This is a genomic window from Algicola sagamiensis DSM 14643, assembly GCF_000374485.1.
Classification (GTDB): Bacteria; Pseudomonadota; Gammaproteobacteria; order Enterobacterales; family Alteromonadaceae; genus Algicola; species Algicola sagamiensis.
On record NZ_KB894494.1, the window covers coordinates 261,323 to 285,852 of the forward strand.

General features: G+C 44.6%; 20 protein-coding genes and 1 pseudogene. 7 read left to right on the top strand and 14 right to left on the bottom strand.

The annotated features are described in order from the left end of the window. Window positions 1-9 precede the first annotated feature (9 nt). The 5 genes from C505_RS0108865 to ftsY all read right to left on the bottom strand — a co-directional run bounded on the left by C505_RS0108865 (window position 10) and on the right by ftsY (window position 5,145). Window positions 10-774 carry a substrate-binding periplasmic protein gene (locus C505_RS0108865; protein WP_018692250.1) on the bottom strand — a complete coding sequence of 255 codons (765 nt, stop codon included), beginning with the start codon at window positions 772-774 and terminating at the stop codon, window positions 10-12. Window positions 775-891: 117 nt separating this feature from the next. Next, window positions 892-1,437, bottom strand: a complete 546-nt coding sequence (locus tag C505_RS0108870) for an FG-GAP repeat domain-containing protein (protein ID WP_018692251.1) — start codon at window positions 1,435-1,437, stop codon at window positions 892-894. Between the two features lie 317 nt (window positions 1,438-1,754). Further along, window positions 1,755-2,741 (bottom strand): permease-like cell division protein FtsX, encoded by a 987-nt coding sequence (gene ftsX / locus C505_RS0108875; RefSeq protein ID WP_018692252.1) that lies wholly within the window; start codon window positions 2,739-2,741, stop codon window positions 1,755-1,757. Next, complete coding sequence (ftsE, locus tag C505_RS0108880; protein WP_018692253.1) at window positions 2,738-3,427, bottom strand: cell division ATP-binding protein FtsE; 690 nt, start codon at window positions 3,425-3,427, stop codon at window positions 2,738-2,740. The genes ftsX and ftsE overlap by 4 nt, the downstream gene beginning before the upstream one ends. A gap of 32 nt (window positions 3,428-3,459) precedes the next feature. After that, entirely contained in the window at window positions 3,460-5,145 is a 1,686-nt protein-coding gene (ftsY, locus tag C505_RS0108885) for a signal recognition particle-docking protein FtsY (RefSeq protein ID WP_018692254.1), read from the bottom strand. Window positions 5,146-5,245: 100 nt separating this feature from the next. On the opposite strand from ftsY, the gene rsmD reads away from it, so the two are divergent. After that, a complete protein-coding gene (rsmD, locus tag C505_RS0108890; protein ID WP_018692255.1) occupies window positions 5,246-5,842 on the top strand; it encodes a 16S rRNA (guanine(966)-N(2))-methyltransferase RsmD in 597 nt (198 codons plus the stop codon). A 20-nt stretch (window positions 5,843-5,862) separates the two neighbouring features. On the opposite strand, the gene C505_RS0108895 is transcribed toward rsmD, so the two are convergent. Further along, entirely contained in the window at window positions 5,863-6,465 is a 603-nt protein-coding gene (locus tag C505_RS0108895) for a YjaG family protein (protein WP_018692256.1), read from the bottom strand. Between the two features lie 300 nt (window positions 6,466-6,765). Here C505_RS0108895 and C505_RS0108900 point away from each other — a divergent pair, with 300 nt between their 5' ends. The 3 genes from C505_RS0108900 (at window position 6,766) to C505_RS0108915 (ending at window position 9,560) form a co-directional block, all read left to right on the top strand. Continuing rightward, window positions 6,766-7,989, top strand: a complete 1,224-nt coding sequence (locus C505_RS0108900) for a tyrosine-type recombinase/integrase (RefSeq protein WP_018692257.1) — start codon at window positions 6,766-6,768, stop codon at window positions 7,987-7,989. A gap of 26 nt (window positions 7,990-8,015) precedes the next feature. Continuing rightward, on the top strand, window positions 8,016-8,291 hold the full coding sequence (locus tag C505_RS0108905) for an HU family DNA-binding protein (protein ID WP_018692258.1): 276 nt from the start codon (window positions 8,016-8,018) through the stop codon (window positions 8,289-8,291). 145 nt (window positions 8,292-8,436) lie between these two features. Beyond that, window positions 8,437-9,560, top strand: a protein-coding gene (locus tag C505_RS0108915) for an IS3 family transposase (RefSeq protein WP_157368942.1) whose coding sequence is annotated in 2 segments (ribosomal slippage) — window positions 8,437-8,689 and window positions 8,689-9,560 — 1,125 coding nt in all. Because the reading frame shifts where the segments join, the coding sequence is not laid out codon by codon here. Between the two features lie 80 nt (window positions 9,561-9,640). On the opposite strand, the gene C505_RS0108920 is transcribed toward C505_RS0108915, so the two are convergent. The 3 genes from C505_RS0108920 to C505_RS0108935 form a co-directional block, all read right to left on the bottom strand. Continuing rightward, window positions 9,641-10,405, bottom strand: a complete 765-nt coding sequence (locus tag C505_RS0108920; RefSeq protein ID WP_169337025.1) for an ankyrin repeat domain-containing protein — start codon at window positions 10,403-10,405, stop codon at window positions 9,641-9,643. 64 nt (window positions 10,406-10,469) lie between these two features. Next, entirely contained in the window at window positions 10,470-17,795 is a 7,326-nt protein-coding gene (locus tag C505_RS0108925) for an FG-GAP-like repeat-containing protein (RefSeq protein WP_211215067.1), read from the bottom strand. Between the two features lie 1,012 nt (window positions 17,796-18,807). Continuing rightward, window positions 18,808-18,999, bottom strand: a complete 192-nt coding sequence (locus C505_RS0108935; protein WP_157368932.1) for a hypothetical protein — start codon at window positions 18,997-18,999, stop codon at window positions 18,808-18,810. A 12-nt stretch (window positions 19,000-19,011) separates the two neighbouring features. On the opposite strand from C505_RS0108935, the pseudogene C505_RS24720 reads away from it, so the two are divergent. The 3 genes and pseudogenes from C505_RS24720 to C505_RS0108945 form a co-directional block, all read left to right on the top strand. Then, window positions 19,012-19,179, top strand: a pseudogene (locus C505_RS24720) (RHS repeat-associated core domain-containing protein); the annotation flags it as partial. Between the two features lie 60 nt (window positions 19,180-19,239). Next, window positions 19,240-19,557 (top strand): hypothetical protein, encoded by a 318-nt coding sequence (locus C505_RS24725; protein WP_245556341.1) that lies wholly within the window; start codon window positions 19,240-19,242, stop codon window positions 19,555-19,557. Then, the gene (locus tag C505_RS0108945) at window positions 19,554-19,898 is read left to right on the top strand and encodes a hypothetical protein (RefSeq protein WP_018692266.1); all 345 of its coding nucleotides are present in this window, start codon (window positions 19,554-19,556) and stop codon (window positions 19,896-19,898) included. Before C505_RS24725 ends, C505_RS0108945 begins: the two co-directional genes overlap by 4 nt. A 40-nt stretch (window positions 19,899-19,938) precedes the next feature. On the opposite strand, the gene C505_RS0108950 is transcribed toward C505_RS0108945, so the two are convergent. The 5 genes from C505_RS0108950 to C505_RS0108970 form a co-directional block, all read right to left on the bottom strand. Next, a complete protein-coding gene (locus tag C505_RS0108950) occupies window positions 19,939-20,916 on the bottom strand; it encodes a contractile injection system protein, VgrG/Pvc8 family (protein ID WP_018692267.1) in 978 nt (325 codons plus the stop codon). Beyond that, window positions 20,917-21,126, bottom strand: coding sequence for a tail protein X (locus tag C505_RS0108955; RefSeq protein ID WP_245556342.1), 210 nt, complete (start codon window positions 21,124-21,126; stop codon window positions 20,917-20,919). Beyond that, on the bottom strand, window positions 21,123-21,518 hold the full coding sequence (locus C505_RS0108960; RefSeq protein ID WP_018692269.1) for a phage tail protein: 396 nt from the start codon (window positions 21,516-21,518) through the stop codon (window positions 21,123-21,125). Before C505_RS0108960 ends, C505_RS0108955 begins: the two co-directional genes overlap by 4 nt. Beyond that, entirely contained in the window at window positions 21,508-24,084 is a 2,577-nt protein-coding gene (locus tag C505_RS0108965; RefSeq protein ID WP_018692270.1) for a phage tail tape measure protein, read from the bottom strand. Before C505_RS0108965 ends, C505_RS0108960 begins: the two co-directional genes overlap by 11 nt. Window positions 24,085-24,219: 135 nt before the next feature. Next, window positions 24,220-24,462 carry a phage tail assembly protein gene (locus C505_RS0108970; RefSeq protein WP_018692271.1) on the bottom strand — a complete coding sequence of 81 codons (243 nt, stop codon included), beginning with the start codon at window positions 24,460-24,462 and terminating at the stop codon, window positions 24,220-24,222. Window positions 24,463-24,530 lie beyond the last annotated feature (68 nt).

Sequence of the window (24,530 nt, forward strand, 5' to 3'; positions counted from 1 at the left end):
AATTAACCCTTAAGGTTGATAGAGACCTGTTCGTGAGTCTAGGATCATTGATTCATATTCTCCACTTTCCCTTAAGATATTGAGTCCTTTATTCAGGCTATCTATGAATAGCTTCGCTGTTTTCGGCTTCAGCTCTTTTGTGATCATGACACACATAGGAGTCTTGAGTAATGGCTTTGGATGGTTTGTTGCGAGGTGAGCATGCATCGGTGAAATTTCTCTGCTGATCAGGTAGTACCCAACCTCAATATCCATCGGAAACAAATCAATTCTGCCAGCAAACAGCTTTCGAATATTCAATTCGTCTTTTGTTGCAAATTGAATTTTAAGTGTGCCATCTTTTGTGGCGCGATCAAATTCCGCACCATATGTATATTGATCTGTTGCACCAATGCGGAATCGTTTTAATTCACTGACTTTCTGCCAATCGAAACGCAGAGTTTTCAGGCGAAAAAATACTTTCTGATTCTCTGTTACAGGATCTGAAAAATAAAAGTTCTTTCTGCGCTCGACTGTTGGGGCCCAAATAATCGAGCCATCATACTGGCCATTCTGAGCAAGTCGATAGCTTCGCTTCCAAGGCATATATGTATATTCAACATGGATGCCTTGTGTCTCGTATGCTTTTGTCACAAGGTGCGATAAGACACCACCATGTTTAAATTCAGCAGAAGTAAATGGTGGCCACTCTCCATTGGTGAGACGCACGGTAGTTTTTGCATAGGAAGAAGGACATGAAAGCAAAAGTAAGTTCGCAATATATAGCAGCAACACAGAACTTCTCATGAATATGACTCACTACGAATCGCAACAGCTTCTTATTTATTTTAGATGGAAGGCGATTGAAGTGGTACATTCATATTTGAGATGTTCATCCCTGAACATCATCCCTTATTCCATATCATCCATGGGCGCTCCGATGGGGTGCTTATCGAAGCTGCCGTCTGGATTCCCTTTAAACACATGCATGAATGTGATTACCTTGGGAGGGCGGCGATCTGGACCACCATTTTCGATTTGATCTTGATTTGGCGGCTCCTGACGTGGCGGACGTTTTTTCAAAATCATTGTACGAACGATTTTATCCGCACGACCATCATTGGTCACATCTGCAAAATGCACCATCTGACGTGCTTTCACACGTTTGGGTAATTTTTTTAGCCGATGCTTGATCCCTTCTTCAGCAAATGAGCCATCGCCATTTCCTAAGAATGTTTTAGAACCTGCGCCGCGAAAGCGCCATTTCACCAAATCAGCAATCTGATCGCCATTCACATCTACAAATGTTACACCAGCTCCCATAGGACCGCGAGGACGATGCCTTGGTGGTGGCGATGTTTCATCATCATCCTGATTTAGGCCAGTCTCCGTTTGCGCAAATGCGCTTGTCGATAAAATCAATGATGCAAAAATTGCACTTAGCGTTAAAGTCTTCACGTTGATGCTCCTATTTGAAGTTCAACACATATTGTTATGTTTTACGTGATGCATGAATTTACGAGCCGAGAAACAACGACCAAGTCATCGCTTCCCTGCAACGAGGTCACGACTCAAACCGGAGAGAACCTCTAGACAGGTGTACGCCATCAAATCAGCGTCCGTTCATGAACATCTGTTGAGGTCATTTCAAAGATTAGTGCGCTCGATAAAAATCACTGTCATATTTGTGTAATTTATCGCAACAAAATGTAAGAATATTGAAATATTAAAAATGGAGTGTTTATTGGAGTGAGTGCTTACCCACTCCAGAAAGTTTAAATTTTGTCAGGCTCAATCTCTTTGATATGCCTAAACACAGAAACCCAAGAACCAAGAAGCCCTAACCCAATCGCCATTCCAACTAGAACAAGAAACTCTGAGAATAGCAACCCGGTTAAGGTAAACTGCCCACCATAAATCCCAGCAACATGCCCAATTGCGCTTTCCAACCACCAGAGCATCATCGTGACGACGATAAACGACAACATTCCACCTGCAAGGCCGAACCACATCCCTGTATATAGAAAAGGACGTTGAATAAAGCTCGCTGTTGCACCCACCAGCTTCATGACGATGATTTCTTCTTTTTTGTTCATAATCGACAAACGGATCGTGTTACCAATAATCAGAACAACCGCGCACAACAACAACAGAGCAACTGTATAAACAATTTCTTCCATCAATCGAACCACCGCATTTAAGCGCTCTAGCCACTCGATATCCAGCTTACCAATATCAACTTCGCGGGTTGATTCCAATTTATGCAGTAATCGTTTTGCTGCCTGTGGGCCACGGAACTTCATACTCGGCGTCACCAGAACAACGTTTGGCAAAGGATTACTATCCAGATAATGCAGTGCTTCGCCAAATCCAGAAAGGTCTTTAAACTCTTGCAGCGCATCATCCTTTGCAATAAAGCTAACGGATGAAACCTCTGGCATGATCTCCAAGCGTTTAATAAAGTTTTTAACCTCTCGATTTGAGAGGTTTGACTCTAAAAACAATGAAATTTCTGCTGCTTCATCAAAACTGTGATTAATCGATTGAACATTCTTCACAACAACGTGCAAAGTGACTGGCAGCGTTAAACTGAGTCCCAAAACCGCAACTGTCATCATCGATGCCATTGGTGTTCGCCAAAGTTCACCCAAGCTATGCATCGCCTGACGTACATGATTAATCCAAAAGGCAAAAAACTTTTGGCCCAACGTTAATCGACGAACTTCAACACCAGAACTTCTCGTAGAAAATAATAAGCTCATGAGAAAGCCATCTCCTCTTCATGGATGAGGCCATCGTTGATCATTCGTCCTTCTTTTAATGTTAATGTCCGGTATTTCATCCGAGCAATCAGCCCAAGGTCATGCGTTGCAATCAACACACATACACCCGCTCGGTTAAAGGCTTCAAAGATGGAAATGATTTCTTTCGAAAGCTCAGGGTCTAAGTTTCCCGTTGGCTCATCAGCTAACAAGATGGGTGGCATGTTCACGACAGCTCTCGCGATACCAATCCGTTGCTGCTCACCACCAGACAACATTGTCGGATAGCATCGGACTTTATGCATCAAGCCGACCTTTTCCAGAGCTGCATTGACGCGTTTATCAATTTCACGACGGGAATAGCCCTCAATCACGAGGGGAAGCGCAACATTATCAAAAACGGTTCTGTCCATCAGCAAACAGTGATTCTGAAAGATCATCCCAATATCACGGCGAAGATATGGAATTTGCCCTTTATGAATATCATTGAGATTGTGATTGTTGATGAGGACACGCCCAACACTTGGGCGCTCCATTAGACTTAGCAGTTTAAGCAAGGTACTCTTCCCTGCACCCGAATGGCCTGTTAAAAAAGCCATCTCTCCTGCTTTTAAATGAAAGCTTACCTGGTCGAGTGCCTTCACACCCCCAGCATAGGTTTTACTTACCTGCTCAAACTTGATCATTATTCTACGTTTCTTTTTATCATTTGAATGGGTTAAGCAGCATCTTCCTTGCTAAAAAGCGCTTCAATAAATTCCTGACCATTGAACGTTCGCAGGTCGTCGATGCTCTCGCCTACACCAATATAGCGAATTGGGACTTGGAATTGATCAGCAACCGCAAAAATAACACCACCTTTTGCAGTGCCATCTAACTTGGTCAACGTGATCCCCGTCAATCCAACTGCATCATGGAAAAGCTGTGCCTGGCTGATTGCATTCTGACCTGTACCAGCATCAATCGTCAACATGATCTCGTGTGGTGCATTCGCATCAATTTTTTTCATCACACGAGTGATCTTCTTCAACTCTTCCATCAAATGGTTTTTATTCTGAAGACGACCAGCTGTATCCGCAATAAGTACATCCACCCCACGCGCTTTTGCTGCTTCATATGCATCATAGAGAACAGAAGCACTGTCAGCACCTGTATGCTGAGCAACCACAGGTATATCATTGCGTTCTCCCCAGACTTGGAGCTGCTCAACTGCTGCTGCACGGAAAGTATCCCCAGCAGCTAGCATGACAGATTTTCCTTCTGCTTGGAATTGCTTGGCCATTTTTCCGATCGTCGTTGTTTTACCGACACCATTTACACCAACCATTAGGATCACAAATGGCCCTTCTGAATGCGATACATCAAGTGGTTTGCTGACTGGTTCAAGCATACTCGCCATTTCATCACGAAGCAGGTCATAGAGCGCTTCACCATCTTTCAATTGCTTTCTATCCGCCTGATCCGTTAAAGAATCAATCATCTTCATGGTTGTCTCAACACCGACATCCGCAATCAAAAGCTGTGTTTCCAGTTCTTCAAACAACTCGTCATCGATCTTTTTACCGCGAAACAGAGATGCAAAACCACTACCGATATTCTCTTTGGTTTTCACAAGGCTGCGCTTTAAACGTGCAAAAAAGCCAACTTTTTCTTCTTTCTCGGCTTCTTCAGATACCTCTACTTGAGGTTCTTCTTGATCAACTAATTCTATAGATTCTTCGATTGGTTGGGTAGGTTCTTGCTCAGAAGTAGCGTCAGTTTGTAACTCTTCCTGAATATGCTCTGAATGCGATGATTTATCTGCTTCTGCTTCTGCTTCTGCTTCTGCTTCTGCTTCTGCTTCTGCTTCTGCTTCTGCTTCTGCTTCTGCCAGCATAGGGGTTACTGGTTGCGCTGCAACTTCAATTTGGGTCTCGGATTGAACAGTTGCCTCTTCAATAGGCTCAGGCGTCGGAACTGTCTGTTCTTCGGATGCATCTTGCTCCGAAGTTAAATTTGCTTGGTCTTCAATATCAGCAACAGATGGGTTGATTTCAACAAAAGCCTCAGGCTGAAATGGCGATACATTTACTTCTGAAATACCTTCGACCTGTGGGGTTTCTTGCTCTAAATCTGCTGAGTGAGGCGTCTGTGCATCTTTTGATTGAACATCGACTTGCTGAATTGGTTGCACCACAGGCTCAGGGGTTTGTGGCTCAGTTGATTGGATCTCGTCTTGTTGGGGCTGCTGTTCCACAAGCTCAGGTTGTTGCTGAGCAGGCGTCGACAATTCAGTCGTTTCTTGCGTATCAGCTGCGGTCGATTGTCCTTCATTGACGTCAGTTTGGACTTCAGGCGTTTGCTCTGCTTGTTTATCTTTCTTACCAAAGCCGAGCCAGGATAAAAATTTGCTTTTTTTCGCCATTCTCTTTAAAACCACTCAGTTAAATGTAAAATCCTAAAAATACGATGGGCAATACTACCACTTTCTCATAATGTAGAAAAAGTAAACGCGAAAAAAACCTATGCGAAAACGTGTCGTAAAGCAAAAAAAATCTCAAAATACTTCATCCTCAGGTCAAGTTCGGATTATTGGTGGTCAATGGCGAGGGAGAAAACTCCCTGTTCATGATATCGAAGGGCTCAGACCAACGACTGATCGGGTCAAAGAAACCGTCTTTAACTGGCTCATGCATGATGTTGTCGATGCAACATGCATGGATTGCTTCGCCGGCAGTGGTGGACTCGGCTTCGAAGCACTTTCTCGATACGCTGAAAGTGTGACTTTTTTGGAATATTCTTCCACCGTTGCCAGACAACTCGAAACAAACCTCAAGACGCTCAATGCAAGTCACGGTAAAGTGATCTGCTGCGACACACTGGAGCACTTGGCAAACCCAGACCAGGCCTACGATCTAGTATTCGTCGATCCACCATTTCGAAAAGACATGCTTGAAGCCACTTGCAACCAATTAGAGTCGAACGGATGGCTCAGCGAAAGCGCGAAAATTTATGTGGAATATGAATCCGAAAGCCAACCGATAAACTTTCCTTCCAACTGGCGATGTTTAAAAGAAAAAACAGCGGGACAGGTTGTGTTTGCGTTATATGAAAAGGAATAACATGAGAAGGCCTAGCTACGCTAGACTTCCAAACCCAAATTCGTCAGGCCTTCTTCCATCACATCAGCACGCAGTTGTTGGCAAAAGTCCGCATCTGCTTTTTTGACACTCTCCAGTGCATCAAGTAGCGCTTCGAGAGTATCCATTTCCCACTGCATTAATGGATGCTCGCGTATGATTTGGTTGAGGGCTTTGGGATCGTCATAAGACTCAACTTCAGCTTCGATAAGGCGAGCAACTGATGCTTGCGAGATCTTCGCAACACTCACATAGTCTGCCATTTCTTCATTTTGTACAGATTGTAAGTAAAGTAAAAAGCCTGTCAGTGCATCAACCGCCGGATAGACTGCAAACAGATCAAAATCTTGTGGCTCAGGAACAAGCTCCTCTAGCTTTTCTTCTAAACGGGCATGGTTAATCTTTGCACTTTTGTGAGATACCGCTTCCCAGACAAGATCAAGACAATTTTGCACCGTGTCGTATTCACCAAACTGTGTTGCTTCAGAAAAAAGCTTGTAATTTGGCAGCATACGCTCAAGAAGCGCAAGGCTTAAAAGGCGTTGTTGACGAATTGGAAGGGCACGAATGCGTTGAAAATTGTTACGTTTACTGGCTTGTGTCATGCTTGGATCTCAAATGCATCAAAAGCGCAGCACCTGTTGCTGCGCTCGGAATGCGGTGATTCTAACTCCATTTAAAGTAATGACCAAATGGTTTTTGCCAATTAGAATAAGCATAACAAACCATAACGATCTATATACATCCTTATGAATTAAAAGGATTTTATTGCACTTGATGTAGTTTTCATTTTAAATACAAGTATCACGAAATTACGTGCAATTAACCCTATTTGTGTACCAAACTGTGTACCAAATTCTCTATAATTAGTTCAAATCGTATGACCTAAAAAGCGTGGACACAACATGGCAGTAAGTGCATTATTTTTAAAAAGAATTTACGAAAAGCACGATCAAGAATATGACGGAAAACCTGAAATAACAGATGGAGACAGCTTATCAATCCGCATTTCCAAACACAGAAAAATTATATTTCAACTCCGTTATAGATACAAAGGAAAGCCAATTCGATTGAAAATTGGTGAGTATCCATCTATGAGCCTCAGCGAGGCGCGAAACGTAAGAGATGACTACATATTTTGCCTATCCAAAGGAAAGGATCCGAGACATGAAATCCTGCTACAAAGAAATGAATCTGTCGATTTTACAATAACGGATTGCGTTGATTATTGGTATAAACACCATGTTGCACCGAACAGAGCTAACCCCGAGACTATCTACAATAAGGTCAGAAAACACATCCCAAAAAAATGGCAAAATATGCCGATCATTGATCTTCGTATTCGAGACTTCACCCGATTCTTTGACGATGTAACGCAGTTCTGCCGTGATACTGGCAAGGATGGAAATATAAAAGTGACGTTAACCGAGATTAAGGGCGCATTACGCTTTTGTTCAAAGAGAGGAATTATAGAAAATACAGCATTTGAATTACTCAACCCTAGTGACTTCGCTCCCCCTGTTAATGTCCGAGATCGTGTTCTATCAGATAGAGAAATCGGTTTAATTTGGTTCCAATGTGATAGCTTTTTATTAAAGAGAAACCAAACCATTTTGAAGCTATTATTAATATATGGATGTAGAATCGGGGAGCTATGTAATTCAAAAAAGAAGCATTTTGACCTAAAGGCTCGCTTGTGGACTGTTCCAAAAGAAATCTCCAAATCATCAAAAGCGATCAGGCGTCCAATACCTGATTTTCTGGTTCCACTTATTGAGCAAGCATTACATCTTTACCCTGAATCCGAATGGATGTTTTTGAATAAATCTAAAACGAGACCTGTGTTGACTTCATCATTAAGCAGCATCGCTAGACTATGTGATGAACACCTTGGAATCTCTGAGTTTGTTTTGCATGATATCCGACGAACACTATCCACCAAAATGACAGACCTTGGTTGCCCGATTCACATCACAGAAAAGCTTTTAGGCCATGCTATGGGTGGTGTTCTCGCTGTTTATAACAAATCTGATATGTTGGATGAAATAGAACACTGGATGATTGTCTGGAAAGATCATATTGCAAGTTGCGTTGAAATTGCAAAGCAAGAAGAGAATGAGCTATTTTGAAGTAGATTAAAATAAGGATAACCATCATGAACAAAACAGAACTCATCGACAAAATTGCCCACGAAGCAGATATTCCAAAAGCAACAGCAAGCAAAGCACTTAACGGCATTCTTGAATCCATAAGCTCAGCACTTGAAGAAGGTGATCAGGTGTCACTTGTTGGTTTTGGTACATTCAAAGTGAATGAAAGAAAGGAGCGCCTGGGACGTAATCCGCAGACAGGTGAATCAATGAAAATCGCAGCGGCTAAAGTGCCAAGCTTTTCGGCCGGGAAGTCGTTGAAAGAATTTGTGAATTTGTGAGGTTTGAGCCGCAGGGTTAACTGCGGCCATTGTGAGATCAGCTTAGAGAGTCCAGCCGTTTGGATAAGAGCTGGCCCCCAAAAATCGGACATGACTTTAAGTGATTAATCTGTTTTGATACACACTGGAAATACTGGAACAGATGATGACTAGAAAACGTAGAAACCACTCACCTGAATTTAAAGCGAAAGTGGCCCTTGCCGCTGCGAAAGGCGATAAAACGATTTCTGAATTAGCTCAGAAGTACAATCTACATGCCAACCAAATCACGACTTGGAAAAAAGAACTCCTTGAGAACGCAGCAACGATATTTGCCGCCACTTCTCACACTGGGAAAGACAACGCTGAGGAAGTCGATAAACTTCACGCGAAAATTGGTCAATTGACCATGGAGAATGATTTTTTGGCCAAAGTGCTCGGTCGTTAAAACGAGCACAGCGCAAGGAAGCGCTGGATAAAACCAAATCATTGCCCATCAAGCGACAATGTGAACTCCTGAATATTGCGCGTTCTACCGCTTATTATCAGCCAGTCGGGCTGTCCGAAGATGAGTTGACGTTACGCCGCATGATTGATGAAATTCATATCCAATATCCATTTATGGGAAGCCGACGTATCCGTCATGAATTGATGAAAAAGGGTCAGGTCGTGAACAGGAAACGTATTGTCCGTATGATGCGGGATATCGGTGTTGGTGCGATTTATCCGAAACCAAAAACGACGAAAGCGAACAAAGCACACAAGGTTTACCCGTACTTATTGCGAGATACCGAGGTGACTTATGCCAACCAAGCCTGGGCAATTGATATCACCTATATTCCCATGGCCAAAGGCTCTTTGTATCTTGTGGCGATCATCGATTGGTACAGCCGTAAAGTTCTGTCCTGGCGGCTGTCAAATACGATGGATACAGGGTTTTGCCTGGAAGCGCTTGAGGAGGCATTGCAGCATTATGGCCCACCAGATATCTTTAACTCGGACCAAGGGAGCCAATTTACAAGCACCGATTTCACTCAAAAGCTCCTTGAGCATGGGATACGTATCAGTATGGATGGAAAAGGTCGCTGGATTGATAATGTATTTATCGAGCGTTTCTGGCGAAGCTTAAAATACGAGGAGGTTTATCTAAAAGCTTATGCGACTCCCCAAGAAGCAGAGGTTGAAATTGGCAACTATTTGTTGTTTTATAATGAGGAGCGAAACCATCAAGGGCTGAACAACCTGACACCTGATGAGGTTTACTTCGCAAAGCAGAGATATGCTGCATGAACTGGATTAACCACTTAAAAAACTAAATTGCGTGTCCAAACTATGGGGTCCAGTTCTAATATCTAAATGATCACAGCAAACTACTTTATAAAATCCTCAATCCAATCTTCAACTTTTCTTAACCAAATTACACTCTGGCTATTTGGTAAAAGTAGCTTCTCTTTTCGTTTCATTATCTTCTTAAGCTCCAAAATACTTGGGTCAGCACCTCTTTTCAATAATTCATATACGATATCAAACCTTGCTAGATGAGCTGCAGTTATCAAAGGTGTGCTACCAAGTTTATCTTTTTGGTTAAGATCAGCATGATGCTTTATCAACACTTTAAAAGATTCCGGAATCCCTAACCGAATATCCAAGTGAATCGTTTCACTTAATGGAGGGCCTTCAAGCATACCTGCTTTGAGATTGGGGTTTCCTCCATTTTGAAGGGCCAATTCTAATAAGGTGGCATCTTCCATTCTCGCGGCCCAATGTATAACCGACCCCCCGTCATCAAACACTACATTTGGATCTGCTCCTAACTTTAGAAGCGCTTTAAAGCCACTTTCGTTTTTCATCGCCCAAAACAAAGCTGTAGCATTACGATGCCCACGAGCATTCACATCAACGCCACTCTTCACGAGCTCATTTACTCTTTGAATCTTACCCCTCGCCGCTGCATCAGCTAAAGATCTGAGCTTAGGTTCAGGAAACATCGTTTCTATATCCATAAAAGCCAAAATTTTATTAGATTGATGTTGATTAAACTTATCCTGAGATTTACTCATATCCATGAAGAAATTATTAGAAGAGCAGCCTATTAGACTACTCGCAATAAATACAATTAATTTCATCTTTATCATAAATACATTACCTCTTTTATTTACTCGATATAGAAGCATCCATTTCTTCTTGGATAGAGTCTGACTAAAGTGGAGCACACTTTGCTCCCATTGTTTGACAAATATCCCCCATACCATGCGCACCTGCAGAGCCAAGATTATATCTTTTTCCAGGTACGCTAGAAGGCGTTAAGTTGTTGCCAAGTCTCAATAAATCATGTGAACTATAGTAATATTTTACAGAACCATTGCTACGTTTATAATCTCTTATTGTGTTGTTATGGACTCCAGCAGCATTAAACACTGTAGCGTTACCACCCGTAATTATTGCTGCTGCGGCTGCTATACCTCCTCCTAATGAGTGCCCTGTAAAATGTATATTTCCATTGGTTTTGGCATAATATTTTTCTGCTAAGCCAAGAGCAGACCTATGTTGTGGACTACTAAAACCAAAAGCCTGTAAAAGATTTGATTTCCAATTTGCCCAAGAAGTCGGACTAGTTCCAGCAAAAGCTAAAACATACGAGTCATCACCACCAATAAACAAAGCAGCTTTTAAACCATTGTCATCAGTGAAAATGTCGTCAACTGTATAATCACCTACAATGCTTCCTTTTTTAAGGTTTTCATCATAAACCGAGTTAGATAATTCTGCATATTGAACATCTTCTGGATCGGCTTTTATTTCTGAGTGTCTGTCTCCCATTTCAGCTAATGAAGCAGAAAAAGCAGCGCTCCAAGCACCGTTGGCGAACTTCCCACCAGTAAGCTCTGATATGGTTCCACCTGTGACTGCTTTAGCAACTATTCTTCCCGTTGCTGATTTTAATCCTTTTATACTGCCACCAAGAGTATTTCCAATTCCTGCTGACCAGAAACCATGCCCAAATTTACCACCCATAAGCTTATTTGACATACCCCCCACTACGCCATTAGATAAAAAGCCCGTTAACCCGTTGAGTCCTCCAAATGTAGAACCAAGCGCCCCCGTAAAACCTCCTATAATAGCCCCTTTTAATGATCCTGTACTCAAATAACCTGCTAACATTCCCCCAAGCACAGGACCAAAAACAGGTAGGGCTGCTATAGAAACTATTTGCCTCCAATACTTTTTAACTTTTTTGACAATTGTTTTTATAAAGAAACCACTTGGATCCGTAAATTTCAGCGGGTTATTTTGTACATACGCATAGCGGTTATAACCTTGCGTATCACTCGGATATTGAATGAACGGATCAGCCTGCATAAAGCGTCCAACATCCATATCGTAAATCCGACCATTCATATGAATGATACCCGTGCGATTGATTTCCTCATGGCCAGTAAAGCCACGGTTCTCTTCCATCGGTTGGTATTGGTCGATTTTACTGGATGACGCAATCACATCCTGGCGTTTGCCAAATGGGTCAAACAGGCTTTGTGATACCATAATCCCGTTTTCATCCGTGACTGCTGTCGTAGAGCCAAGCGCATCACTGTGCATCACTCGGATAGTATCATCACGACCATCTGCGAATTTCTTGATGGCAATCGAGCCGACATAGTAGGTTTCCCAACCTAAATCAGGCAGGGTCTTTCCTGTTTTGTCCTTCAGTCCGGTTGCCCAAACTTTCTCATAAGATTTACCCACATAATAAGTGGTTTGGCTGCCATACACGCCACCATGGTCACTGAAGATATCTCTTCGGTAGTAACGACTGTTGCCCAAACCATAACGGAACATCGAATTCACGCCATTCGCAATCAAGTGTCTGAGCTTGTGGCGCGTGCTGTAATAGAAGTGCTTTTCGCCTTCACCTGACTGCCAGCTAATATTACCTGACGCGTCATAGTAAAACCTTCTCAGCTTCGTCGGGTCTTGTTCCTTGCGAATAAATGCTAAACGGTGGGGTTTGTCGCTATCGTATACGTACTCTCCCGCCCCCGTCATAGAGGTCATATTCCCAAAGCCGTCGTAACGGAATTCCTGTGCTTGCGCGACTGCATCACCCAAGTTCAAGATATCCGTCTTGAAGTTCACCGTTCTTTTCGTCAGACGGTCGAATGGTTTATCAAAGGTGAAGTTTTCTTCGACGGATAAGAATGGTGTGGTGTTATCACTCGCACCTGTATTATCGAAGTACTCGCTGGAACGGGTTTTTGTACTGCCGTTTTCGTAATGCTCATAGCGGACATGGTATACATCACCATGAGCATTCGAGCTAATTCGAATGTCCTTCACCCAACCGCGCTGGGCATCAAAGTCTTTACTTCGTGTGACCCCACCAAGGACGGTCTCTTTGGTGACACGCCCTAAGGCATCGACAGCATCAACACGCTGGTACAACTCACCACTTTGGGCATTGTAAATCGATTTAAGCTGACCATTGTCCGCGTATTCATTGCGAACCGTGAATCCATTAGGATAAATCTGCGTCGCAACACGGCCAAACTCATCATAAGTCACGCCCGTAATAAACGCTTTCGTCTTATCCAAAGTCGTGGTCGTTTGTGTTGCACGGCCGAAGTGGTCGAATTGATACGCTCTATGCTCATAAGCATCTGACTTTTTGATATCCGCACACGTCTTGCCTGCCTCTACTTCACTGATAGACTCTTCAACAACAGAGCCAACCCAAGGTGTTTGGCTATCTTCGTAACGTTGACACGTGAGGATGGTTTTCCCTTCCCAATTTGGAATGGTGCTTTGAACCAAACGACCGTATGGGTCATAAGTCAGGGTTTTGACATTTCCATTGGCATCGGTCTGGGTTTTCAGCATCCCGGATGCATCATAGGTATACGTCCAAGTGCCCTTCTCTGGGTCTGTTGTGGTGAGCTTACGACCATAGTTGTCATACGTCACCGACACCACAGAGGACTTCATCGTGCCTTCTGCATTTTTGGCGTAGGTCGTTGCATCTAATAACTGACCATAGGCATCATACCGCTTGGTCACACGAGCACGTGAAGCGACTGTGCCCAGTGAACGACCTTTTGATGAAGTCGTCGGGGCAAACGTCGCAATCGTATGACCGAGGGCACTTTTGACATTCTGGACATAGATATGCTCAGACTGGGTTTGGCCCAGTGCTGAGACTTCCGTGATATAGCCGTAGTAACCGAATTGCTTGATAGCACCGTTGCTGTGTTCTTGCTTGATCACACGGCCTTGTGAGTCGTAATGGTTTTTGGTCCAAATTGAACTCAAACCATTGCGCGAAGGTTGGTATTGGTACACTACACGGCTGTCTGCATCATATTGGGTATGCTGGCGGGTGATGGTGCCATCGAACAACGTCGTCTCAGTCATCACTGTTCGACCATGTCGGTCAAGATAAGCGACATTATCCGCGGCACCCGTTTTTGACTCTGTCACCTTAAACAGCGCTTTACCCCAGCAATTCGTAGCACAGTACTGCTTCGTCGTGCGCTTCTCTGTGCCATCTGGATAGACAGTTCTGATCTCCAGCCCGTAGTTACTAAAATACGTGGTGGTGATCAGCTTCGCTGGGGTCACCACAGACTTGCTGTAAATCGGCCCTGACATCTCATCCGCGGAGCGTCCGTTGTAGAAGTGATAGGTTTTATGGCCTAATAAGTCCTGCGTCCAGGATAGATAACGCCCATTGTTGCTAAATTCAGCACGCGTTGTTTTGGTACTCTCAGCATTTTGGGTAGACGTATACACCTTATTCCCATAAACATCGTAGTCATAGGTCAGGGTTTCTTCTTTATCCGTGCCTGGCTCTTGGGTCTCAGACTTCAACATCCCTTTCTTATCCCCCGATGCGTAATAGGTAAACGCGGTTTTCCGGGTGATGGTACTGGCTGGTTGAGCCACACCTGCCACCGTATGTGCTTTTTGTGTTTTGGTCACTTTCGAGTCAGATAACCGACCATAACGCTGTGCTTCTGCCGTATCACCATAGGTATGTGTGGTGCGGGTCTCATGAACCGTCTCACCGCTTTGGTCTAGGGTGATCTCCGCAGTACGAACCGTATTCCCGTCTTTATCAACCACATTCTCAATGATACGTTTCCCTAGACGATGGATTTGACCTTGAGAGTCAATGGAGCTCCCTTCTTCTTCTGACTTATCCAAAAATACCTGATGAATACCACGGCCCAGTGATTTCACCTGGTAGGCATTCTGGCCTTGCTTCACTATCGTGTGACCTCGCTTTTGCGTGGTCCGCATCGGCATCCCCTGGGTATACCGGGCTTGAGAATATTCTGTTGTTGTCCGGATATTTTGACGGTGATCTGTCGATGTAATTTTCGCAAAACCTAGATTGCCAAGGCCCTGGCGATGGATCTGCATCCCTTCGTACCGATAAGACACCTTATCCTCAACCGCTTTTCCTAACACCATATCCTCGGTTTTGGAACTCACTGAGGCAACCAGATAAGAAGCGCTATAAGGGCTCAACAGATCCGGATCAATCCGGTATGAACCATCGATATTCCTAAAAGCAATTTTTCGACGATAAACCGCAGGATCTGTCATCGGTAAATACGTGATATGGGTCTTTAAGTTCACCCCTTTTTGCCATGAATAACCTGTGGTGATTGTTTTCAATTTCGGTGTCGTTGACACCTGTTGCGCTCGGTTATCCAAGATCAAACGTTTCCCTGTATGGGCATCTTGAATGCTTAATTCCGGTAAACCATCATGATTTGTATCGATCAACTGCACAGATAAATAGAAGCGATCTGCCCGGTCATTGTTGTAAACTTTTTTCTCATTCGATAACTTCAATCGATCATGAGAACCAGCCCTTTCAACAATTTCTGAATGCGTGACATATCGAAAGTGATCGATAATACTGTAAGGGTCGTGACCCGGGCCACTCCGTACCGAGGTTGTCTTCTTGATATTCAGAATGAGTTCTTTTTTACCGTCGAGATCAAAATCAGCAAAAATAGCGTCAAGAATTTCTTCGCCTTTTTTTATTGCTCTTAATGAATAGCGAGACCCAAATGCCCCATTTCCTTTGCTTAATTGGTAACTTAATGAGTTCTTCTTGAGTTGATAAACAACATCCGATAACCCATCACTATTGATATCCTCAAAATACACATCCCCTGAGGTCGGGAAGGCATCTAACCCATACTGTTTGTAATGATCTTTTCCATCTTTGACTAAGACGATCAACTGAGCATTGAGTCGGCGGCTGCCTTTTTTGATCGTCACATCTTGGTTCGGCCTTGTTGACTGAACGCCTGGCTTTGGTGGAATAACACCGGATTCATAGGAGAATTCTTCATCACAAATACGACCGCCTTTGTAGAAGTAACAATCCTGTATTTTATCCCCAGAGCGAACATTGTTCGTACAGGCTTGACCATAACTGTCTCGACCCGTCTTCACCCGGTAACACACTTTGCCAAGATAAATCCCGACATCAAAGGTCTTACATGTGCCTGGGATGCTGATACGATTATTGGAAACACCCTTTGTACACACCTTCATCGTTGAACCAGCGGCTGAGATATCAGGGTTGGCATCTTCGGGGACTACCCATTGAACACCGGAGACCTTGCGATAGGTTTCGACACTTAAAGCAATATCACTGATCCCATCGCCATTGATATCACCGCCGGATGGGGAGAGTTTGACAATTTTTTTGACATTCTCTAGGTTGCTTGCAATCGTCTTACTGGATGAAGAAAAACGACCTTGATGGTTTAGATAAGCCCTGAGCTCATGGTCACCATGGATATAGACCAGATCCAGATCACCATCCCCTTCTACATCAAGCATGGCAATACGATCTTTTTTGAAGTGTTCATTCACCGGGATCGGCTGCTTTGTAGAGTGAAATGCATATTCAATCGCAACATCATTACACTGCAACTTGGTCCATGGATCAGGGTTGTTGCATTGTGATTCGATATCGATATTCGGCTCATATTTGGCCAGGTACCATTGCTTCCCGCGCCCTTGGTAAAGGATATCCATGGTACCATCGAGGTTTGCATCCAAAAACTGTATCGTGTCTGATTTTTCGATATAAGCAAGTCGTGTCCGTTGATTGCCATTTTTGCTATCGATAAAATAGGTGTATCCAGACCGATGTGGGATCTCAATCCCATCCAGTTGGTGGTCGCCATTCAAATCATATTCTAAATAACTGTATTTTTTGGCATCGAAGCTGCCAAGTTCACGGACTTGACTTTTCAACCCGGCACTTTTTTTGGGGGTCATATCAAACTTCACGGGCAAGCGGCATTGGTAATTCTTGTTGATACATTCGCGAACCGTGTAAACAACATTTTTATCCGCAAAACTCGATCGAAACTTGATTTCGTAAAAGCGGTATGGCGCACCGTCTTTTTCGATTTTCACGTTTTCTAAGACCCGGGTGGATGAAACGCGCTTTCCAAAGCGATAACCGTGAGATTGTTTCTTGCGCGCCATATAGTGATATGTCACTTTGATGTTTGGCGCAACACCTTGCTTGTAGTTACCACCATATTCGATGGTTTTAATTTGTGACGACCCGCCTACGCTTGAATATTGAAAGGTGACATAATTGCCGAATGGATCCGTGAAGCCTTGTAGTGCATAGGAAGAGAGATAGTTTGCACGTGGGTAGGCATGCGGATATGGTGTTTGCGTATTCCCATAATAACGCGTCTCTTTGGCTTTGGTTTCAACCCGAAAGCCATTACCCACTTTATAGATACGAGAATAGTCCGTGACTTCTTTCTCATAATAGCCTTTACCAGTGTCGATAAGGCGCTGACCATCAAGACAGTAGTGGTCTTTATCATCCATCATGACACCACGTTGGAAACCATCGCGTGTAAAATCAGAACCACAACGCGTGATCGCACTTAATCCCGTGACATTCCAACCCCAACCCGCAGTACCAGCACCACCAGATGAAGAGTAAGAGAGGCCTAGTTGTGGTTTCACACCTGCAATGCCATCCGGCAGTGAAAACGGGATAGAATAAGTAGCCTGCCCCATCTCATTGACACGGAATTGACCTTGGGTGGCTTCTAGAGAATTGTAATTATCAGCAGTCGCATCAGCATCAGTAGGAATGATTTCATCCAAGGCTTTACCTTGAAGAGATTTGTTTTTACTTATACATTTTTCTAATCGCTGTTTGTTGAGATCCGCTGCATTTGCCAGAAAAGGTTTTTTATATTTATTAGAAATTTTTGAAAGACCTATTTTTCTTGGCGATAAAAATCCACATATAGCTCGGGCATATACCCACAAATTAGGATCTACTCCAGGAACAAATAGTTGGCCATTTTCTTCATTTACGAACAATAATTCAGTGTTTTCAAGGTCGGATAAACTGGGGAGTTCAGGGTGATTTAAATCAAGTGGCTTAACTTCTATTTGATCTGGATCCATATAAGCCAAATATAAAGACTTTATTTCTTCTTCTGACAACGGACGGTCAAACATAACTATTCGTTGCAATCTTCCGCGAGAAAAATTACCAACGAACCTATCTCTATCAATGATTTTAGGTGTTTGATTAAGAGAAACAATTTGATCAAGGTCTAACTGGAGTGTCATTTTTTCATTGTCACTGCGAATGATCATCATCTTTCGATTACTGACCTTTTCAGACTTTCCAAGTCTGTTATCTTCTCCATCAACATATACATTTAGTAAGGCTCTACTTACCCCCTTAAAAGGGTTATGCTGAAACCTAAGAAAGTTGCTAATTCTTGCGTTTCCATTCCAAGCCTTAAAAGTTTCCAATGCCAAAGAAGTTAAATTTTTATTAAGTCTGAAAAGATCTTCTTTTGTATAATACTTATCCAAATCTTCTTGACTAAAGCCGTCAGACCATACGACCCAAGTAAACCCATTGGAAATCTCACTAGCTGGTAATTCTCCATAGTTGATCGATAATGAGCCCGGTTGAGTAGTAACAAAGGCTTTCTTAGAAATATTGTCATTTACTTCAATAATATCTTTTTCACTTATCGGTTTTAACCCATTCTGCGCATATCGTAAGGATATATTCCTACCTGTTGCCCCACCGACCCTATCAGGAAGCCTTCTCTTTTTATGATATTCTCCTTTAAAATCATCCATCACATAGTGATGAATAGGCTCAAGTGAATCAATTACATATTCAAGAGTGTCTGAGTTTGACGCAAATGTATACGAAGTAGAAAAAAAACAAAGCACCCCAAACATGAGGGTGACACAGGATGTAAATGGCTTAAATTTACCCACGGACAACGACCTTTATATCGATGGTTAATACGACAAAAGTCGTGGATTATACGCAAGTGAGATTGTTTTTTAAACAGGTCAGAACCGCCTTTTTTGAGCCTGATATCGGAATTTTCTTGTGTGACGTGCAGTTACGTGAAAATATTTTTTCAATTGGAGGGAACTTTTTTAAAGTTTGGGTTTTGGCAGGCTTATATTAAAAAGGGGTTGAGAGGCTTAAAAGTAACTATTTTGTTAAAATCTCAACATCCACCCGACACCGATACCCACTCCCGCTGATCTCATGCTCCACCCGCTTCACGATATATTCACCATCTACAAATCCCGTCACGCCTTCGATGTTCAATACACCTTCAGCGACTAGCTTGGGTTTGGTCTCGGTGATGCGAACAGCGATGTAGACGGTGATGGAAACCAATTCGTCCTGAACATCCGCTTCCCAGGTCAATACCTCGATAGCGAAACAGGCAACTACTACAACTACTTCCGCTACTACGACCCAAGCACAGGCCGTTACATTACCAGCGACCCGATTGGCTTGAACGGTGGTCTGAATACGTTTGCTTATGTGAGCGGGAATCCGGTTATCAGTTCAGATATTCTGGGATTGAGTACAACTTTCGACACCAAAATAAAAGCGTTGATAGCAAGAGGGGATATGAGCAGCCTACAGACATTATATGAAACTATGCTGCTAAACCCTGCTCAAAAAGCAATGATAAGAAATGCACTTGCTAGGCTCAATAAAATGAAACATATTTTTGATAAGAAAGCTCATAAGTTAGATGATTATTTAAAAGCATGTGGCAATAGAGACAACGCTCTTGATAAAATGGAAGACGCCTTTAGGAATGCCACTAAAGGGCGCTCCAATGGTCCTGTCGAACTTGAAGTAGATATTGATGGGTTCAAGATAACGATACGAGGGGCTGTTGTGGACGGTAAAGTTAAAATAGGAACCGCCTTTATACCATGATTTCTTTGACTGAGCTTGAAGCACTTGTTTTTAATAAACTAGTTGAAAGTGATGTAACACATCTTCAACTTTTAAAGCAACAACATCAGTGTATCCAAAAGATACAAATAGATAAATCACCTTCTGGCGTGTTCTTTCATTACGATTTAACTCCAGAAGGTTACAGCCTATTTGATGAGGATACCCAATTTGGCGATTTAACCCTTAAAATAAACGGTATAGATATGTTTGCTGGTGTTATTCTTTTTATCTCAAAAGGAAGAATTAATACTTTAGAAATATATAGCTTTGATGGGTTTTGGCCTGAAAACATAGAGTCTTGCGAAGTTAAGCTTGGATGAAGCTGATAATTGAGCTATGAGTCACTTATAAGCTACCAGCCTAGCTGGTAGCTTTCCCCAACTCTACATCCACCCGACACCGATACCCACTCCCGCTGATTTCATGCTCCACTCGCTTCACGATATATTTTCCATTCACAAAGCCCGTCACGCCTTCAATGTTCAAGACACCTTCAGCCACCAATTTGGGATTGCCTATTAAAGTCAAACTACCGTGTAATTTACCGCGCGTCAGTGCTTTCAGCTCAGCTGTTGCCGCTTGCGTGGCTTCGGTTGGTGTGGCGTAAGTTTTACGCAGTGTTTTGGTGGGTTCGCCCTGCCCGACTTTCACGGACTCCCGTTCACCAGTTTGAGTATTGTCCCAATGGGCCAAGACGCTTTTGTATTTACCCCGCTCTGCCTGGGTCATTCGGTAGTTGATGAGGTCAGTTTTGGTGATGGTGGTTTGAGCAATTGCTTGACCGGATTGACTTTTCGCTTGGCCTTTTGGCGCAAGCACCAGATAGCCATTGACGGGTTTTGCGATGGCATCAAATTCTTTGGATAATCGCGTGAGAAAATGCAAATCTGATTCTTGGGTCTGCTCTGCACTTACCACGATGATGTTACCCAGTTCATCGAATACTTTTGGGATAAGACCGTGGTCGGTGGCGATTTGCTCGGTGATATCCTTGAGGGTCTTCTGTCGATGACTTTTGGTTTGTTGGGACTTAAGGCGCTGTTTCATATCCGCCGCTTTCGCCCGAATAATGAGGGTATCCGGCGGGCCTGTCAGTTCCACTTCATCCACGATAAAGGTTCCTTTGTTCACAAGGCTGGTTTCTTCATAGCCGATGGCGACTTTGAGTTCTGCCCCTGTCGGTGGGATTTGGATGGCATATCCTTTGTTATCCAAATGAATGGCGAGGGAGTCACTCTGCAATCCGGTGTTATCAAGGAGACGTAACCGAAGCAGCCTTTCTTTGATTGCTTGGGTGATATCCTGGTTATTGGCCGTGATTTGGAACGTTGGTTTCATTTAGGACCACAGGTTGATGAGGTGTTCGACTTGGTGCGGTTTGGATAACGCAGGCAGTTCAAGGGTGACGCCTGCGGGGAGAATTGGGCCGTATTGCGCCAATCCTGCATTGACCGCTAACACTTGCTCAACGGTTTTATGGCTGGAGCCATAGACTTGATAGCAAATGGTATCCAGGCGTTCGCCTGCTTTGGTGATGTAGTGCATCATGCATGCTCCATAAAACGAAGGGTGAGCGCGAATTCAATTTTTCGGGCTTGGCCTTGGCGTAAGAACTCACCCTGTTTGGCTTCAATTTTGGTGATCACCCAATTACCGTGAACCGTGCCTAAGCCATCGGTGAGCAGGAGTCCTTTGCCATGATTGGCCTGTTGGCGCATGGTCTCGATTTGTTTCAGACCGCCCCAGTAATGGGGATAAATGACGCCCTCTAACTGGATTTCATCCTTGCCCGGCCCCACATATTGCACCATCGGATGCATGCCAAACCGCGCTTGTTCGGCCCAGCGATATTCCGTGGTTCTTTTGAGGGATTTATAGGCCGCGGTTGCAATGGAAAACTCAAACTGGCCCAAGGTCATCATCACGGTTTTATCCGACATCGGCGAGCGCCTCCCTCAGTTGCAAACGCTGGCGATTGGCACTTGCTTCAAGAATGTCTTCAATCAATGTGTCTTTATCGAAGTCCTGTTTCGCGATATTCACCACAGGTTGGCTGTCGATGTTCACGTTGATGTGCTGTGTTGTCTTGTGCTGTTGGTTCAGCGTTTGAGCCGTCGTATTCAACTCTTTTTGAATGGCTTGGACCTCAGGTGTGGGTTCAGGCTCGCCCTTGATCGCATCTCCGATCAAGCCACCCAGGGCGCCACCGGAGAGTGCGCCAACAATACCGCCGATCAACGCGCCAATCCCTGAGCCAAGTCCAGGCATGACCGCAGTCCCTGCCACCGCGCCGAGTTTTCCGCCTGCCAGTGCACCACCGATCGCGCCTGTATCTTCAGCGATATTGGCCGCTTTTTCTTTGCCGGAGAGTTCTCCATCAAAGAGCGTACTGCCAATGGCTGCGACACCCGCAACAGTGCCAATGGCACCGAGCGCTTTGCCTTTGGAGAACCTAAAACGTCCGCGCTTTCCCTTTCTTCCTTTGCCACCGTCCATTTCATCCGACAAGGCAGACATGGCCAGCTTCCCTTTGGTGCGGTCTGCCATATAAGACAGTGCCGCAATCGCCATGGTCAACGAGGATACTGCGATCACCGCAGGCGCTGCCACGGAAGCGACCAAACCCACCACACCAACACCTTGTAAGAGTGTGCTGGTCAGCCCTTGGTTTTTCTCGATGGTCCGCGTGAGCCATCCGGTCAGCGATTCAATACTTGGCATCAGACGCTCTAAGGTAGGAATGAGCGCATAACCGATCCGCTCTTTCACCCCATCCCAGCGTTGTTGCATCACAGATAGCTTGGCATCCATATTTCGGTCCATCAGCCGCGCCATGCTTTGGGTGAACTGCTTGCCTTGCTTCATCGCATCCGACACAGCGCTTTGGTTTTCCCGAAAGACGTCTTGCTGGCCCCACAAGGCTTTAAAGAACTTCACCGCTTCTTCTGAGCCAAACGCCTTTTGGATATCTGCCCCGATTTTTGAGGTGTATCGCTGGCCGTAATGCTGTTGTAGCTCAGAAAGGAGTTGTGGCAGTGAATTGAGATTGCCCTGGGCGTTGAGTATCTGAACGTCAGCGCCTTGTTTTTGGTAGTTCTCTTGGGCCTTGGCGGCATTGCGCTCCAGCGATGCCATGACCGTCCCCGAAGAGCCCGCCACATCGGTGCGTTGGAGCATCCCCAATGCGGTAAATTGTTCAGATAGTGGAACATTCGCCACCGCCAATCCTGCACCCATCGACTGAAAGCCTTGCTGCATTTGGGCACCATCAGTCCGAAACTGCTGCACAGACTTAGCAAGACCCGCCGAGAACAAGGCCCCGAATTCATCATCGGTTTTCTGTTTGTAGAGCGTGTCTTTAAAGGTGCCATACCCAGCTGCAAACAAACTGGTCATTTGTCCTACTTCTGCCTTGGTGGCTTTGGCGGTCATCGCAGCAAGCCCTGCCCACTCCGCCACCCCTTTATCGGTCAATGATGAAATCCCCGATTTGATATCGTAAGCCGCCGTGACAATATCCGCCGCCTTCATCCCGGCATAACGATTCTGAATACGGCGACCTTCATTAATGGTGCTTTGCGTGTCTGTCATCCCCAGCGATTGCAGTGCGCCTTTGCCTTTTTCCACTTGGCGCATTTCATCCAAAGGGGAACGCGCCATCCCTAAAGTACGATGACCAATGCTTTGCATCCCCTGCCCAATCAGCGCTAAATTGCCCGCTTGTTGCAGGCGACGATCAAAGTTCCGACGTGATTGACGGATGTTGCGCTCATGGGCCGCATAACTCGCCATCCGTTGCTGGCTTTTCTCCAAAGATGCAGCCAAGCGGTTTTGCTCTGTCGCTAACAGTCTTGTATCGACTCCGGCTTGGCGTAGTTCATGACGCAGCGCACTGGCTTTTTGTTTGTGGGATTGATGCGCGTTTTTCAGCTTATCCGACTGGGCTTTGGTTTTTTCAAACTGCTGGCCTAAATCGCGAACATCCGCAGCCGCCTTTTTCTCCTGGGCGCTTCGCTCCGCTAAAACCTTTTTGGCTTTGCGGTGTTGCTCATTGAGAAGCTTTAACTGTTCCCGCTCCTTCTTGATGCGCTCAACAATCTCCTTATCCGTTTTTTTATGCCCGGTCTTCTTTTTCTGAAGCTCGGCAATCAGCGTTTTTTGCTGACCAATGGTCGTGTTTAACTGCGCCACTTCTTTGCGTGACACAGTCACCGATTCAACCAATTGATTTTGCGTGACCTTTGCCGCATGATACGCCCGCCCGGCCTTGGCTGTTTTTGCAGCGCTTTTATCAAACGACTGACCCAGGCTGCCCAACTTGGTTTCCAGCTGGGACAAGCTTTGTGTTTGCTGTCCCAACTTGGAAAACCGTTCCATTTTGGATTGGTGTACTTCCAATTTGGACGCGAGTTTACTTGCACTCGCCCCAATCGTCTTCGCAGGCTGAGAGAATTTATCCTCTAACCCCAGACGGGCGGAGAGGCTGATTTTTTGTTGGTCAGGCATCAGGCGGTCGATTCATTTGGTTGGTGATGTTGAGATAGTCCATGAATTTCGGGATGGACATGGACTCGATTTCAGTCAATGAGAAATGCAGCGTGGCCGCCATCGTCGCTATGGCGGGGCGTAGGTCTTTCGCCCTTATTCCAAAAAATCGAATAATGCAGCTTCGAACGCTTTATAGTCACGAATGGATAATGCCGACACTTCATCCGGGGTCCACTGACAGACATTCGCCATAATATGGATCGTGCGCTTTAATGTGGACTCAATGTCATCCACCAATTCCAGGTCGCGCACCGTCGGCACCCGAAATGTGAGCACTGCAATGCTCTCGCCATGACGCTCAATCGGATCTTGGAGTGTGAGTTCGTTTGTTTTCATGGGACTTTCTCTTTTCTTGTTGCGGTTGAATGTTGCCCGACGCCGCTAAAAACTGGGCATCGGATGGG